This is a genomic window from Streptomyces sp. NPDC043896 (assembly GCF_056435605.1).
Window position 1 is genome coordinate 210,366 of the sequence record NZ_JBWKEE010000005.1, and the last position, 14,376, is coordinate 224,741.

Sequence of the window (14,376 nt, forward strand, 5' to 3'; positions counted from 1 at the left end):
TGTCCCGCCTACTCGGCGGCCTCACCTGCTTGGGGAGCCAGTCGCGGCTCCACTGACTGGAGATGTGCGGGTGCTTCTGACGGATCTGTGGCCAGCGATTCTCAATCCCATGCCAGTTCGGCCAATCAGATGACATTGCGACTGAGCAAAATGACACGGGATTTGAGAACCTACAAATCGGATGCTACGTGTTGGCCATGTCCACGAACCGCGAATAGTGGCCCTGGAAGGCCACGGTGATGGTGGCCGTCGGGCCGTTTCGGTGCTTGGCCACGATCAGGTCCGCCTCGCCCGCGCGGGGCGACTCCTTCTCGTACGCGTCCTCGCGGTGCAGCAGGATCACCATGTCGGCGTCCTGCTCGATGGAGCCCGATTCACGCAGGTCGGAGACCATCGGCTTCTTGTCGGTGCGCTGCTCCGGACCACGGTTCAGCTGCGAGAGGGCGATCACCGGCACCTCGAGCTCCTTGGCCAGCAGCTTGAGGTTTCGGGACATGTCCGAGACCTCCTGCTGGCGGCTCTCGGGACGGCGCGAGCCACCCGACTGCATCAGCTGCAGGTAGTCGATGACGACGAGCGAGAGGTCGTTGCGCTGCTTGAGCCGGCGGCACTTGGCCCGGATCTCCATCATCGACAGGTTGGGGGAGTCGTCGATGTACAGCGGGGCGGCCGAGACGTCGGGCATGCGGCGGGCGAGCCGGGTCCAGTCGTCGTCGGTCATGGTTCCGGAGCGCATGTGGTGCAGCGCGACCCGGGCCTCGGCCGAGAGCAGGCGCATCGCGATCTCGTTGCGGCCCATTTCGAGGGAGAAGATGACGCTCGGCAGGTTGCTCTTGATGGAGCAGGCGCGGGCGAAGTCCAGTGCGAGCGTCGACTTGCCCATGGCGGGACGGGCGGCGATGACGATCATCTGGCCGGGGTGCAGGCCGTTGGTCAGGGAGTCGAGGTCGGTGAAGCCGGTCGGAACGCCGGACATCTGGCCGGAGCGGGAGCCGATCGCCTCGATCTCGTCGAGCGCGCCCTCCATGATGTCGCCCAGGGGGAGGTAGTCCTCGGAGGTCCGCTGCTCGGTGACGGCGTAGATCTCGGCCTGGGCGCTGTTGACGATCTCGTCGACGTCGCCGTCCGCCGCGTAGCCCATCTGCGTGATCTTCGTACCGGCCGCGACGAGCCGGCGCAGGACGGCACGCTCGTGGACGATCTCCGCGTAGTACTCGGCGTTCGCCGCGGTGGGGACCGACTGCACCAGGGTGTGCAGGTACGAGGCACCGCCGACCTTGGCGATCTCACCGCGGCGGGTCAGCTCGGCGCCGACCGTGATCGGGTCGGCGGGCTCGCCCTTCGCGTAGAGGTCGAGGATGGCCTGGTAGATCGTCTCGTGCGAGGGGCGGTAGAAGTCGTGGCCCTTGAGGACCTCGACCACGTCGGCGATCGCGTCCTTGGACAGCAGCATGCCGCCGAGCACCGACTGCTCGGCATCCAGGTCCTGCGGCGGGACGCGCTCGAAGCCGCCGCCCCCACCGTCCCAGGACCCGCCTTCGCGGCCCCGGTCCTGCTCGTCACCACCACGGCCGCGGCCTTCGCCGCCCCTGCGCGGACGGGCGGGCAGACGGTCACTGGGACCACTGTCGGCCCAGGGGTCGTCCATGGGCTCGGGCATGCTCACCGGGCCGCCTCCTCCCGTCCGCAACGCGGACCTCGCCGTGTCACTCTTTCTACGACACGGCTCTGACATTTGGGACACCCGAAACGGCTCTGGGCGCGTCGGGCAACGCCCAACGGTAGGGCCGCGAGCGACGTCAGCCAATCTTGTTATCCACAGGCTGTGTGGATGAGATGTGGACGACGGAGCCAATGCTGTGGGTAAGTCGCCCGAAGCTGTGCACAGACCGGGGGACGACGCTGTGGACAAAATCACCAACCCCACCCCGGCACTACGTCTGACCTGCGGTTTCCTCTTCCATCGACGATGGGGGAGAAAATTCTTGGCCACTGTCTCAAGATCGCCTCCAACGGGCCGGAAAGAACGCCCAAGTCAGCGGCTTGGTAAGGATCCAAAGGCCCTTGTATCCATTACCTGTGGAAGATTAGATTGGGCACATGACACAGGCCCCCACCCTCGCGAAGGCGACCCCGAGACGGCACGATCGCGAGATCCTCGCGCTCGCCGTGCCCGCCTTCGGCGCCCTCGTGGCCGAGCCCCTCTTCGTGCTGGCCGACAGCGCCATCGTCGGACACCTCGGCACCCCCCAGCTGGCCGGCCTCGGCGTCGCGGCGGCCCTGCTCACCACCGCCGTGAGCGTCTTCGTCTTCCTCGCCTACGCCACCACCGCGGCCGTGGCCCGCCGCGTCGGCGCGGGCGACCTCCAGGCAGCGATCCGGCAGGGCATGGACGGCATCTGGCTCGCCCTCCTGCTCGGCACCGCGGTCCTCGTGGCGGTCGTGTTCACCGCGCCCGGGCTGGTCTCCCTCTTCGGAGCCTCGGACACCGTCGCCCCGTACGCGGAAACCTATCTGCGGATCTCCGCGCTGGGCATCCCGGCCATGCTCGTGGTCCTGGCCGCCACCGGCGTCATTCGCGGCCTCCAGGACACCCGCACGCCCCTCTACGTGGCCATCGGGGGCTTCGCCCTCAACGGCGCCCTCAACGTGGCCCTGGTCTACGGCGCCGGCCTCGGCATCGCGGGATCGGCCTGGGGCACGGTCATCGCCCAGTGCGCCATGGCCGGCGCGTACCTCTTCGTGGTCGTGCGGGGCGCCCGGCGCCACGGCGCCTCACTGAGGCCCGACGCGGCCGGCATCCGTGCCTGCGCCCAGGCCGGTGCGCCGCTGCTGGTCCGCACCCTGTCCCTGCGCGCCATCCTGATGATCGCGACCGCCGTGGCGGCCCGCCTGGGGGACGCCGACATCGCCGCCCACCAGATCCTGCTGTCCCTGTGGAGCCTGCTCGCCTTCGCCCTGGACGCGATCGCCATCGCCGGTCAGGCCATCATCGGCCGCTACCTGGGTGCCGGGGACACGGAGGGGGCCAAGGCCGTCTGCCGGCGGATGCTGATGTGGGGCGTGGTCTCGGGCGTCGTCCTGGGCCTGCTGGTCGTCCTGGCCCGCCCCGTCTTCATCCCGCTCTTCACCAGCGACCCCGTCGTCGAGGACGCCCTGCTCCCGGCCCTGCTCGTCGTGGCGCTGAGCCAGCCCGTGTGCGGGGTGGTCTTCGTCCTGGACGGGGTGCTCATGGGTGCGGGAGACGGACGCTACCTGGCGTGGGCGATGCTCCTGACCCTCGCCGTCTTCGCACCGGCCGCACTCCTGGTCCCGGCCCTCGGCGGTGGCCTGACCACGCTCTGGTGGGCGATGACGCTGATGATGCTGGTCCGGATGGTCACCCTCCAGCTCCGCGCCCGCTCAGGCCGCTGGCTGGTCGCGGGAGCCACCCGCTGACCCCGCTGATGATGGGCGCCCCCGGCTTCCGGGGATGTTTCACGTGAAACGCCCCCGCTGTTTCACGTGAAACATCCCCCGGGAACGACGAAGGGCCGCACCCCGGAGGGTGCGGCCCTTCATGCGCTGCCCTTAGGCGGCGACGACCTCGACGCCCACGTTCGCGACGACCTCGGCGTGCAGACGCACGGAGACCTGGTACGAACCGAGGGTCTTGATCGGGGAGCCCAGCTCCACGCGACGCTTGTCGACCTTCGGGCCACCGGACGCCTCGACCGCGGAAGCGATGTCGGCCGGGGTGACGGAACCGAAGAGGCGACCGGCGTCACCCGCGCGGGTGGCCAGACGGACCTTCACGCCCTCGAGCTGGGCCTTGACCTCGTTGGCCTGCTCGATGGTCGCGATCTCGTGGATCTTGCGGGCGCGGCGGATCTGCGCCACGTCCTTCTCGCCACCCTTGGTCCAGCGGATCGCGAAACCACGCGGGACCAGGTAGTTGCGAGCGTAACCGTCCTTGACGTCGACGACATCGCCGGCGGTGCCGAGGCCAGAGACCTCGTGGGTCAGGATGATCTTCATTAGTCGGTCACCCTTTCCTTATCGCGCGGTGGACGTGTAGGGCAGCAGCGCCATCTCACGGCTGTTCTTCACGGCCGTGGCGACGTCACGCTGGTGCTGCGTGCAGTTGCCGGTAACGCGGCGGGCACGGATCTTGCCGCGGTCGGAAATGAACTTCCGCAGCATGTTCGTGTCCTTGTAGTCCACGTACGCGGTCTTGTCCTTGCAGAACGCGCAGACCTTCTTCTTAGGCTTGCGCACAGGCGGCTTCGCCATTGTGTCTCTCCTGTGTGATCAAGAAGTTTGGATGGAGCTGCCCTAGAAGGGCGGCTCGTCCGAGTAGCCACCGCCGGAGCCGCCGGAGCTTCCGCCCCAGCCGCCCCCGCCGCCGCCCTGCTGGCCGCCGGCCGGCGCGCTGGACGCCCACGGGTCTTCGGAGGCACCTCCGCCGCCCTGGGGTCCGTTGCCGGGGGCTCCGCCCCAGCCGCCGCCACCCTGCTGCTGCTGACCGCCGCCGCCGTACCCACCCTGACCGCCGCGACCCGTGGTCTTGGAGACCTTGGCCGTGGCGTTCTTCAGGCTGGGACCGACTTCCTCGACGTCCAGCTCGTAGACCGTGCGCTTGACACCCTCACGGTCCTCGTAGGACCGCTGCCGCAGCCGGCCCTGCACGATGACGCGCATGCCCCGCTGAAGGGACTCGGCGACGTTCTCAGCCGCCTGCCGCCACACCGAGCAGGTCAGGAACAGGCTCTCGCCGTCCTTCCACTCATTGGTCTGACGGTCGAAGGTGCGGGGGGTGGACGCGACACGGAACTTCGCGACCGCCGCACCCGAGGGGGTGAAGCGCAGCTCGGGGTCGTCGACGAGATTGCCGACGACCGTGATGACGGTCTCGCCTGCCATGGATGAACCTCTCGGCGGGGTTGCTGCTGGGCTGCTGTGCTACTCGATCCCGATTACCGCTGAACCGGAGTTCAGTGGGTCTCGGGGCGAAGGACCTTGGTCCGGAGAACCGACTCGTTCAGGTTCATCTGGCGGTCGAGCTCCTTGACGACCGCAGGCTCGGCCTGCAGGTCGATGACCGAGTAGATGCCCTCGGGCTTCTTCTTGATCTCGTAAGCGAGACGACGACGGCCCCAGGTGTCGACCTTCTCGACCTTTCCGTTGCCCTCACGGACGACGGAGAGGAAGTTCTCGATCAGCGGGGAGACAGCGCGCTCCTCGAGATCGGGGTCGAGGATGACCATCACTTCGTAGTGACGCATGTGGAACCCACCTCCTTTGGACTCAGCGGCCACGGTCGTTCCGTGGCAGGAGGGTCGTGATGCGTGCCGCACGGCGTCCGAGAGCAGACACCGCGCAGACCGTACAGAGTACCTGCTCGCTTCCTTCCGGTTGAAATCCGGCAGGAGGAGGCCACAATCTGTATCCATCGGGTGTGCTCGGTGCCATGCCTCCCGCCCAGGCCTGAGGCGGCCCCGCGCACCGCTCTGCGTCAGCCAGGAGGTGCCTTCCGATGGCACAGGCAATGCATCGCCAGACCTCGCCCCCGCCGATCTCGCTCTTCTCCACCGACGGCAAGTCCCATCCGCTCCAGGACGCCCTGATGGTGGCCACCCTGGTCCTCGGCGCCGTGGCGTTCGTCACTGCGTTCTTCCACAATCTGCACCTGCTCACCTCCTGGGCCGGGCTGATCGGAATCGGGACCGGGCTGTACGGGCAGTTCATCTCCGCCACCACCCGCGAGCGCTTCGCGCTGATCATCGGCCTTGGCGCGTCTGCCTTCGGCTTCATGCTCGGAATGGCGCACGGCGGCCTCTTCGGCGGCTGGCTGGGCTGACCGGGGGACCTCCGCGACGGGGCGCCGGCCTCCCTCCGGCCCGGGCACCGGCCCGTCCCCCAGATGGGTGGCGCCCCCGTCGCAGTAGGCTTCGCGCCATAGCAGCGAAGCCGCCGGAGGAGACACCCCGCATGAGCCTGTCCCTGAGCACCATCAGCCGAGAGCAGCATCTGGCGTATCTCCAGAGCCTGCCCTCGGCTAGCCACTGCCAGGTCCCGGCATGGGCCGACGTCAAGAACGAGTGGCGGTCGGAGAACCTCGGCTGGTTCGACAAGAACGGCGAACTCGTCGGCGTCGCACTCGTGTTGTACCGCCAGCTGCCCAAGGTGAAGCGGTACCTCGCGTACCTCCCCGAGGGCCCGGTCATCAACTGGTACGCCCCGAACCTGGACGAGTGGCTCCAGCCGATGCTGGCCCACCTCAAGCAGCAGGGCGCCTTCACCGTGAAGATGGGCCCGCCCGTCGTCATCCGCCGCTGGAACTCGGCCGCGATCAAGGCCGGCATCCAGGATCCCGAGGTCAAGCGCCTGCGCGACGTCGAGGCCACGCACATCGAGCCCCGCGCCTTCGAGGTCTCCGACAAGCTGCGCCGCATGGGCTGGCAGCAGGGCGAGGACGGCGGCGCCGGCTTCGGCGACGTCCAGCCCCGCTACGTGTTCCAGGTCCCCCTGGCCAACCGCTCGCTGGACGACGTCCTCAAGGGCTTCAACCAGCTGTGGCGCCGCAACATCAAGAAGGCCGAGAAGGCCGGCGTCGAGGTCTTCCAGGGCGGCTACGACGACCTGCCGACCTGGCAGTACCTGTACGAGATCACGGCCGAGCGCGACAAGTTCCGCCCGCGCCCGCTCAGCTACTTCCAGCGCCAGTGGACGGCCCTCAACTCCGAGGACCCCAACCGCATGCGCCTGTACATCGCCGCGCACGAGGGCGAGCCGCTGGCCGCCGCGACGATGATCACGGTCGGCCAGCACGTCTGGTACTCGTACGGCGCCTCCGCGAACCACAAGCGCGAGGTCCGTCCGTCGAACGCGATGCAGTGGCGCATGCTGCGCGATTCGTACGCGCTCGGCGCCAGCGTCTACGACCTGCGCGGCATCTCTGACACGCTGGACGAGAACGACCACCTGTTCGGCCTGATCCAGTTCAAGGTCGGTACGGGCGGCGAGGCCGTCGAGTACGTCGGCGAGTGGGACTTCCCGCTCAACAAGGTGCTGCACAAGGCGCTCGACATCTACATGTCGCGCCGCTGACCCAGCTGTTTTTCGAGAGAGGTTCCGGACCGGCATGGCGCTCACGCTCTACGTCGACACCGCGCGCTGGCGTGCGCACCAGAAGCAGATCACGGATCAGTTCCCCGGTCTGATCCCGGTCTGCAAGGGCAACGGCTACGGCTTCGGCCACGAGCGGCTGTGCGAGGAGGCGACCCGGATGGGCGCCGACATCCTGGCCGTCGGGACGACGTACGAGGCCGCGAGCATCAAGGACCACTTCGGTGGCGACCTGCTCGTCCTCACTCCCTTCCGGCGGGGTGAGGACCCGGTTCCGCTGCCCGACCGGGTGATCCGTTCGGTGTCCTCCGTGGACGGGGTCCGCGGCCTGGTCGGGGCCCGTGTGGTCATCGAGTGCATGAGCTCGATGCGCCGCCACGGCATCTCCGAGCAGGACCTCGGCCTGCTCCAGTCGGCGATCGAGGACGTCCGGCTGGAGGGCTTCGCCCTGCACCTGCCGCTGGACCGCCCCGACGGCTCGGACGCCGTCGAGGAGGTCATCGGCTGGATGGACCGGCTGCGCGCGGCCCGGCTGCCGCTGCACACCATGTTCGTCAGCCACCTGCGGGCCGAGGAGCTCGCGCGGCTCCAGCAGCAGTTCCCGCAGACCCGGTTCCGGGCCCGCATCGGCACCCGGCTGTGGCTGGGCGACCACGACGCGACCCAGTACCGGGGCTCGGTCCTGGACGTCACGCGCGTCGCCAAGGGCGACCGCTTCGGCTACCGCCAGCAGAAGGCGGCGTCCGACGGCTGGCTGGTCGTGGTCGCGGGCGGCACTTCGCACGGTGTGGGCCTGGAGGCCCCGAAGGCCCTGCACGGGGTGATGCCGCGCGCCAAGGGCGTCGCCCGGGCCGGCCTGGCCACCGTCAACCGGAACCTGTCGCCCTTCGTCTGGGCCGGCAAGCAGCGCTGGTTCGCGGAGCCGCCGCACATGCAGGTGTCGATCCTGTTCGTGCCCTCGGACGCGACCGAGCCGAAGGTCGGCGACGAACTGGTCGCCCACCTGCGCCACACCACGACGCAGTTCGACCGGGTGCTCGACGCCTGATCCGGCCCGGCCGGGCCCGCCGGCCCGGTCAGTCCCCGGGGTTCACGCCCCAGGCGACCCGCTGTCCCTCCGAAGGCGCCGCGTACCGCGGCGCCTTCGCCCTTTCCGACAGCGTGAACACGTCCTCGGCACCGTCCAGCACACCGCCGGAGGGATCGTCCGACCCGTCGCGGCGTACGACGTCGCGCTCGGGCATCAGGACGTCCCGTACGACGACCGCGCACAGGTACAGCGTGGCCAGCAGGTGGGCGGCGATCGCGAGCTGGTAGCCCTCCACGGGCAGGCCCTGGTGCTTGTCGCCGCTGCTCGTGTAGGCGAGGTAAAACCAGATCCCGAGGTAGTACGCGACCTCTCCCGCCTGCCAGATCAGGAAGTCCCGCCAGCGGGGCCGGGCCAGCGCGGCGAGGGGGATGAGCCACAGCACGTACTGCGGCGAGTACACCTTGTTGGCCAGGATGAACGCGGCGACGACCAGGAAGGCCAGCTGGGCGAAGCGCGGGCGCCTGGGGGCCGTGAGGGCGAGCAGCCCGATGGCGAGGCACATCAGGAGGGTCAGCCCGGTCGCATACGTGTTGGCCCCTTCGAGGGGGTTGCCGGTGCGCTGGGAGATCAGCAGCCAGACGGAGCCGAAGTCGATGGGCCGTTCCTGGCTGAACTCGTAGAAGCGCTTCCAGCCGTCCCAGGCGACGTACATGACCGGGGCGTTGACCAGGAGCCAGGAGCCGGCGGCGCCGAGGACGGCGGCACCGAACGCCCGCCATTTCCCGGCCCGCCAGCAGAGCACGAACAGCCCCCCGAGCAGCAGGACGGGATAGAGCTTGGCCGCCGTCGCCAGGCCGATGAAGACACCGGCGAGCAGCGGCCGGCTGCGCGACCACATCAGCATCGCGACCGCGGTGAGGGCCACCGCCGGCAGGTCCCAGTTGATGGTGGCGTTGAGCGCGAAGGCCGGTGCCAGGGCGAGGAACAGGGCGTCCCAGGGCCGGTGGCGGTGGGTACGGGCGACGCAGACGGCGATCACCGCGGCGCAGACCATCAGCATGCCCGCGTTGACCATCCAGTACATCTGCTCGCGGTGCTGGATGGAGCCGGTGCCGGGCGTCATCCAGGAGGCGACCTGCATGAAGGCACCGGTGAGCACCGGGTACTCGAGGTACTGCATGCCGCCGTACTTCGGGTCGGTGACGGCGTCGGGGAACTTGTCCAGGTAGGGCACGAGGCCTTCGGCGAAGCCGCGGGCGGAGTACAGGTGCGGGATGTCGGAGTAGCAGGCGTGCGTGTACTGCGAGCCCGCCCCCCGGAACCAGGCCCAGTCGTAGCAGGGCAGTTTCTGCACCATGCCCAGCGCGAACATGCCGAGGGCCACGAGGACCACGACGCGGACCGGGCTCAGCCAGTGGCCGCCGAGCCGGGCGTGACGGCCGACCGGTCCGCCCATGAGCTCGCTGCCGGCTGCCGCGACCTCGTCCTGCCGGGTGGGTGGTACGGGCCGGTCCTCGTGCACCTTGGTCATGGCGCCCATCCTGCCGTACCGGGGCGTACACGGGGGAGGGCCGCCGCACGGTGTGCGACGGCCCTCCGGGTACGGCGGGGACGGGATCAGCCCGAGGCGCCCATGATGCTGCCCCAGTTGGTCGATCCGCCCGGGCGGCCGGGGCGAGCGGTGGTCGGGGAGGGCATCGTGGTGGTGCCGCCGTCCAGGGAGCCGCTGTCGCCGCCGGGTCCGCTGTTCGTACCGCCGGTGACCGTCGGGTCGCAGTTCAGGTTCCAGGGCCTGGGCTTGCAGGTCGGCTTGCCGTTGCCGGACGGCGACGGGGACACCGAGGGCGAGGTGCTGGGCGAGGGCGACACCGAGGTGCTGGGCGAGGGCACGGCCGACGGGGTGGGCTGCGGGGCGCCGGCGGCGTCCGCGATGACGCCGATGTCGTCGGCCTCGGGGAAGTCCTTCACCGGCACGCCCTTGAGCGCCTCGCGCATGTACTCGGTCCAGATGACCGCCGGAATGTCACCACCGTGGATGGAGTCGACCCCGCCCACGTGGTTCATCGACATGAGCTCCTTGTTCTTGGAGGTCGGGTCGTTGCGGAAGAGGGCGACCGAGGTGGACAGCTCCGGGGTGTAGCCGACGAACCAGGCCGACTTGTTCTGGTCGGTGGTGCCCGTCTTGCCGGCCGCGGGGCGGCCCAGCTTCTTCGCCTTGGTGCCGGTGCCGTTCTCGACGACGTTGCGGAGCACCTTGGTGACGTTGTCCGCGATGGAGTCGTCCATCGCCCGGGACTCCTTGGGCGGCTCGAACCCGGGCACGGACTTGCCGTCCTTGACGACCTTCTTCACCGAGAAGGGCTCGCGGTGGGTGCCGGAGGCGGCGAAGGTGGCGTAGGAGTCGGCCATGCGGATGGCGCTGGGCGTCGAGGTGCCGAGGGCGAAGGAGGCGTTGTTGTTCCTGTCCATCGACTCGTCCAGGATCCCGGTCGCCTTCGCGACCTCGCGGACCTTGCTGTGGCCGACGTCGAAGACGAGCTGGGCGAACGGGACGTTGATGGACTTCTCCATCGCCTCGTTGAGGGTCACGTAGCCGTAGGGGTACTCGCTCTCGTTCTTCTGCCGGAACGGGGTCCCGTCGTTGGCGAGCAGCGGCTTGCCCTCACGGTTGTTGATCACCGTGAGGTCGTTGGCGTTGTACTTGCTGTCGACCGAGATGCCCGAGCCCTTGGAGTTCTGGGTGCCGTACTGCATGGCGGCCGCGAGGACGTACGGCTTCCAGGTCGAGCCGACGGGGACGCCGGAGGTGTTGGCGTTGTTGGCGAAGTACTTGTGGTCCCAGCCCGGGCCGCCGTATAGAGCCACGATCGCCCCGGTCTTCACGTCCACGGAGGCGGCGCCGAACTGCACGTGGGTGTCGTACTGGGGCCGCTTCTTCTCGTCGAGGAAGTCGTTGCGGGTGTCCTCCACCGCCTTGACCAGGGCGTCCACCCGGGGCTTCTCGAAGGTGGTGGTGATCGTGTAGCCGCCGAGCGCCATCTTCTCGGCGGTGATGCCGGTGGTCTTCATGACGTACTGCTTGGCCACCTCGACGAGGTAGCCGGTCTGGCCGGACATACCGCGGGCCTGCTCGGAGTCCACCCGGGCGGGGAACTCCCTGTACTTGTCCCGCTCGGCCTGCGTCATGCGCCCCACCGCGACCTCGCGGTCGAGCACCCACGCCCAGCGGAGCCTGGCGCGCTTCTCGTTGGCCTCCGGGGTGGCGGCGGCGCCGATGCCGCCGTCCGGGTTGTAGAGGTTGGGGCCCTTGAGCATGGCGGCGAGGAAGGCGCTCTCGGACGGGTTGAGCTCCTTGGCGTCCTTGCCGAAGTAGGCGCGGGCGGCGGCCTGGATGCCGTAGGCGTCCCGGCCGTAGTAGGCGGTGTTCAGGTAGCCGGCGAGGACGACGTCCTTCTCCTCGCCGACACCCAGTTTGATCGCGATGAAGAGCTCGGTGACCTTGCGCTTGAGGGTCTGCTCGGAATCGAGATAGGTGTTCTTGACGTACTGCTGGGTGATGGTCGAGCCGCCCTGGGTGGAACCGCCCGTGGCCATGTTCACGACGGCCCGCGCGATACCCATCGGATCGACGCCTTTGTCCGTCTCGAACGATTCGTTCTCCGCCGCGATCACCGCATTCCGCATGGACAGGGGAATCTGGTCGATCGGGACGATCTGGCGGTTCGTGGTACCGCCGGTGGCGACCATCTGCGTGCCGTCGGCCCACTGGAAGACGTTGTTCTGCGCCTTGGCGGCCTTGTTCACGTCCGGGGTGCCGACGCTGGCGATACCGATGCCCGCGCCGGCGAAGATCACCGCGAAGAAGCCCAGGAAGGTGCCGCCGACCAGCTTCCAGGACGGTACGAAGCGCTTCCAGCCGGCCTTGTCCGCACGCGGGTAGTCGATGAACCGGCTGCGTCCCTGCTCGCCCCGGCCCCCCCTCCCACCTGGGCGTCCTCGGCCCGCGGCGCTCCGCTGGGCGGCCCTGCGGGCATCGGCGCGGCCGCTCGGGGCGCCGTGCTCCACGTACGGGCCGCCGGGCGGTGCGGCGGGAACGTCACGACCGGGTCCGGCGCCCCGGCCGGGGCGCTGGGGTGCGGCCCTGCGGGACGCGGCGCGGCCGCCGCCCTGGGGCTGCGGCGGTTTACGGCGGTGCTCGCTCATCGAACGACTACTCCTCGGGCAGGCGAGTGGCCTGGAAGCGGCAGGTGATTCCGGTTCCCCCCGGTGGTCCTGCCGCACAGCCTACGCACGGCCAAAACCCAACCACTGCCGAAGTTCACCCCAAATCAGGCAACTTGCGTCGTACGAATCAGTGATGTGACGCCGGTCACCACGTCACCGCTTGTCGCCGGAAGCGGCCCGTTCTATCGTCTGGATGTATCGGGCCGATACATCAGCTCGACATAAACTCCGAGGCAGAGAGGGGGCAGGCGGATGAGCAGACGCTCCGGCATCCTCGAATTCGCCGTCCTCGGCCTGCTTCGCGAATCCCCCATGCACGGTTACGAGCTGCGCAAGCGGCTCAACACGTCACTGGGGGTGTTCAGGGCGTTCAGCTACGGGACTCTCTACCCCTGCCTCAAGACTCTGGTCGCAAACGGCTGGTTGATCGAAGAACCGGGGAACGCCCCGGAGGACGCTCTCGCCGCTTCACTCGCAGGGCGCCGCGCCAAGATCGTCTACCGGTTGACGGCAGCAGGTAAGGAGCACTTCGAAGAGCTCCTCTCCCACACCGGTCCCGACACCTGGGAGGACGAGTCCTTCGCCGCCCGCTTCGCCTTCTTCGGCCAGACCGAACGGGACGTGCGGATGCGGGTGCTGGAGGGCCGCCGGAGCCGGCTGGAGGAGCGCCTGGAGAAGATGCGCGCCTCGCTCGCCCGTACACGGGAGCGCCTGGACGACTACACGCTCGAGTTGCAGCGGCACGGAATGGAATCCGTCGAGCGTGAAGTGCGCTGGCTCAACGAGCTCATCGAGAGCGAGCGGGCGGGACGGGATCGGAGACGACCCGGACCGCCCGACGAAACTGCAAAGTGAGGCCTGTAACTCGCAGGCCTCGTTCCGAGAACAAACAGGGAGCAACCGGAATGGGTTCGGTTCGCGTAGCCATCGTCGGCGTGGGCAACTGCGCCGCCTCGCTGGTGCAGGGCGTCGAGTACTACAAGGACGCCGACCCGGCGTCCAAGGTCCCCGGGCTGATGCACGTCCAGTTCGGCGACTACCACGTGGGTGACGTCGAGTTCGTCGCCGCTTTCGACGTCGACGCGAAGAAGGTCGGCCTCGACCTCTCGGACGCCATCGGCGCCAGCGAGAACAACACCATCAAGATCTGCGACGTCCCGGCCTCGGGCGTGACCGTCCAGCGCGGCCACACCCTGGACGGCCTGGGCAAGTACTACCGCCAGACGATCGAGGAGTCCGCCGAGGCCCCGGTCGACGTGGTCCAGATCCTCAAGGACCGTCAGGTCGACGTCCTGGTCTGCTACCTCCCGGTCGGATCCGAAGAGGCCGCGAAGTTCTACGCCCAGTGCGCCATCGACGCCAAGGTCGCGTTCGTCAACGCCCTCCCGGTCTTCATCGCCGGCACCAAGGAGTGGGCCGACAAGTTCACCGAGGCCGGTGTCCCGATCGTCGGTGACGACATCAAGTCCCAGGTCGGCGCCACCATCACGCACCGCGTGATGGCGAAGCTGTTCGAGGACCGCGGCGTCCGTCTCGAGCGCACCATGCAGCTCAACGTCGGCGGCAACATGGACTTCAAGAACATGCTCGAGCGCGACCGCCTCGAGTCGAAGAAGATCTCCAAGACGCAGGCCGTCACCTCGCAGATCCCCGACCGTGAGCTCGGCGAGAAGAACGTCCACATCGGCCCGTCCGACTACGTCGCGTGGCTCGACGACCGCAAGTGGGCGTACGTCCGCCTCGAAGGCCGCGCCTTCGGCGACGTCCCGCTGAACCTCGAGTACAAGCTCGAGGTGTGGGACTCCCCGAACTCCGCCGGTGTCATCATCGACGCCCTGCGCGCCGCGAAGATCGCCAAGGACCGGGGCATCGGTGGCCCGATCCTCTCGGCCTCCAGCTACTTCATGAAGTCCCCGCCGGTCCAGTACTTCGACGACGAGGCCTACGCGAACGTCGAGAAGTTCATCAAGGGCGAGGTCGAGCGCTAGTCGCCCCAAGGGTCCTCCGGACACCTG

13 protein-coding genes are annotated in these 14,376 nt (G+C 68.7%); 6 read left to right on the forward strand and 7 right to left on the reverse strand.

Annotation, left to right across the window (positions count from 1 at the left end):
• Window positions 1-184 precede the first annotated feature (184 nt).
• Window positions 185-1,648 (reverse strand): replicative DNA helicase, encoded by a 1,464-nt coding sequence (dnaB, locus tag AC069X_RS09300; RefSeq protein WP_478727014.1) that lies wholly within the window; start codon window positions 1,646-1,648, stop codon window positions 185-187.
• Between the two features lie 452 nt (window positions 1,649-2,100).
• On the opposite strand from dnaB, the gene AC069X_RS09305 reads away from it, so the two are divergent.
• Entirely contained in the window at window positions 2,101-3,438 is a 1,338-nt protein-coding gene (locus AC069X_RS09305; RefSeq protein WP_478726714.1) for an MATE family efflux transporter, read from the forward strand.
• Window positions 3,439-3,570: 132 nt separating this feature from the next.
• On the opposite strand, the gene rplI is transcribed toward AC069X_RS09305, so the two are convergent.
• From rplI to rpsF, 4 genes are all read right to left on the reverse strand, one after another.
• Window positions 3,571-4,017 carry a 50S ribosomal protein L9 gene (rplI, locus tag AC069X_RS09310; RefSeq protein ID WP_478726716.1) on the reverse strand — a complete coding sequence of 149 codons (447 nt, stop codon included), beginning with the start codon at window positions 4,015-4,017 and terminating at the stop codon, window positions 3,571-3,573.
• A gap of 18 nt (window positions 4,018-4,035) precedes the next feature.
• Complete coding sequence (gene rpsR / locus AC069X_RS09315) at window positions 4,036-4,272, reverse strand: 30S ribosomal protein S18 (RefSeq protein WP_005315025.1); 237 nt, start codon at window positions 4,270-4,272, stop codon at window positions 4,036-4,038.
• Window positions 4,273-4,314: 42 nt separating this feature from the next.
• Complete coding sequence (locus AC069X_RS09320) at window positions 4,315-4,902, reverse strand: single-stranded DNA-binding protein (protein ID WP_478726718.1); 588 nt, start codon at window positions 4,900-4,902, stop codon at window positions 4,315-4,317.
• A gap of 71 nt (window positions 4,903-4,973) precedes the next feature.
• Complete coding sequence (rpsF, locus tag AC069X_RS09325) at window positions 4,974-5,264, reverse strand: 30S ribosomal protein S6 (RefSeq protein WP_004950685.1); 291 nt, start codon at window positions 5,262-5,264, stop codon at window positions 4,974-4,976.
• A 251-nt stretch (window positions 5,265-5,515) separates the two neighbouring features.
• Between rpsF and AC069X_RS09330 the strand changes: the two genes are divergently transcribed.
• The 3 genes from AC069X_RS09330 to AC069X_RS09340 all read left to right on the forward strand — a co-directional run bounded on the left by AC069X_RS09330 (window position 5,516) and on the right by AC069X_RS09340 (window position 8,155).
• On the forward strand, window positions 5,516-5,839 hold the full coding sequence (locus AC069X_RS09330) for a hypothetical protein (RefSeq protein ID WP_478726720.1): 324 nt from the start codon (window positions 5,516-5,518) through the stop codon (window positions 5,837-5,839).
• A 131-nt stretch (window positions 5,840-5,970) separates the two neighbouring features.
• Window positions 5,971-7,089 carry a lipid II:glycine glycyltransferase FemX gene (locus tag AC069X_RS09335; RefSeq protein ID WP_478726722.1) on the forward strand — a complete coding sequence of 373 codons (1,119 nt, stop codon included), beginning with the start codon at window positions 5,971-5,973 and terminating at the stop codon, window positions 7,087-7,089.
• Window positions 7,090-7,123: 34 nt separating this feature from the next.
• A complete protein-coding gene (locus AC069X_RS09340) occupies window positions 7,124-8,155 on the forward strand; it encodes an alanine racemase (protein WP_478726724.1) in 1,032 nt (343 codons plus the stop codon).
• Window positions 8,156-8,183: 28 nt separating this feature from the next.
• Here AC069X_RS09340 and AC069X_RS09345 read toward each other — a convergent pair whose 3' ends face one another.
• The gene (locus AC069X_RS09345) at window positions 8,184-9,668 is read right to left on the reverse strand and encodes a glycosyltransferase family 87 protein (protein ID WP_478726726.1); all 1,485 of its coding nucleotides are present in this window, start codon (window positions 9,666-9,668) and stop codon (window positions 8,184-8,186) included.
• Window positions 9,669-9,754: 86 nt separating this feature from the next.
• Complete coding sequence (locus tag AC069X_RS09350; RefSeq protein ID WP_478726728.1) at window positions 9,755-12,340, reverse strand: transglycosylase domain-containing protein; 2,586 nt, start codon at window positions 12,338-12,340, stop codon at window positions 9,755-9,757.
• Between the two features lie 273 nt (window positions 12,341-12,613).
• Here AC069X_RS09350 and AC069X_RS09355 point away from each other — a divergent pair, with 273 nt between their 5' ends.
• Window positions 12,614-13,216 carry a PadR family transcriptional regulator gene (locus tag AC069X_RS09355; protein ID WP_007265248.1) on the forward strand — a complete coding sequence of 201 codons (603 nt, stop codon included), beginning with the start codon at window positions 12,614-12,616 and terminating at the stop codon, window positions 13,214-13,216.
• A 50-nt stretch (window positions 13,217-13,266) separates the two neighbouring features.
• Complete coding sequence (locus AC069X_RS09360; RefSeq protein ID WP_478726730.1) at window positions 13,267-14,349, forward strand: inositol-3-phosphate synthase; 1,083 nt, start codon at window positions 13,267-13,269, stop codon at window positions 14,347-14,349.
• Window positions 14,350-14,376: the final 27 nt, after the last annotated feature.

Coding starts and splice junctions, on each gene's coding strand:
- dnaB (WP_478727014.1), bottom strand. CDS start 1,648: ATGGACGACCCCTGGGCCGACAGTGGTCCCAGTGACCGTCTGCCCGCC.
- AC069X_RS09305 (WP_478726714.1), top strand. CDS start 2,101: ATGACACAGGCCCCCACCCTCGCGAAGGCGACCCCGAGACGGCACGAT.
- rplI (WP_478726716.1), bottom strand. CDS start 4,017: ATGAAGATCATCCTGACCCACGAGGTCTCTGGCCTCGGCACCGCCGGC.
- rpsR (WP_005315025.1), bottom strand. CDS start 4,272: ATGGCGAAGCCGCCTGTGCGCAAGCCTAAGAAGAAGGTCTGCGCGTTC.
- AC069X_RS09320 (WP_478726718.1), bottom strand. CDS start 4,902: ATGGCAGGCGAGACCGTCATCACGGTCGTCGGCAATCTCGTCGACGAC.
- rpsF (WP_004950685.1), bottom strand. CDS start 5,264: ATGCGTCACTACGAAGTGATGGTCATCCTCGACCCCGATCTCGAGGAG.
- AC069X_RS09330 (WP_478726720.1), top strand. CDS start 5,516: ATGGCACAGGCAATGCATCGCCAGACCTCGCCCCCGCCGATCTCGCTC.
- AC069X_RS09335 (WP_478726722.1), top strand. CDS start 5,971: ATGAGCCTGTCCCTGAGCACCATCAGCCGAGAGCAGCATCTGGCGTAT.
- AC069X_RS09340 (WP_478726724.1), top strand. CDS start 7,124: ATGGCGCTCACGCTCTACGTCGACACCGCGCGCTGGCGTGCGCACCAG.
- AC069X_RS09345 (WP_478726726.1), bottom strand. CDS start 9,668: ATGACCAAGGTGCACGAGGACCGGCCCGTACCACCCACCCGGCAGGAC.
- AC069X_RS09350 (WP_478726728.1), bottom strand. CDS start 12,340: ATGAGCGAGCACCGCCGTAAACCGCCGCAGCCCCAGGGCGGCGGCCGC.
- AC069X_RS09355 (WP_007265248.1), top strand. CDS start 12,614: ATGAGCAGACGCTCCGGCATCCTCGAATTCGCCGTCCTCGGCCTGCTT.
- AC069X_RS09360 (WP_478726730.1), top strand. CDS start 13,267: ATGGGTTCGGTTCGCGTAGCCATCGTCGGCGTGGGCAACTGCGCCGCC.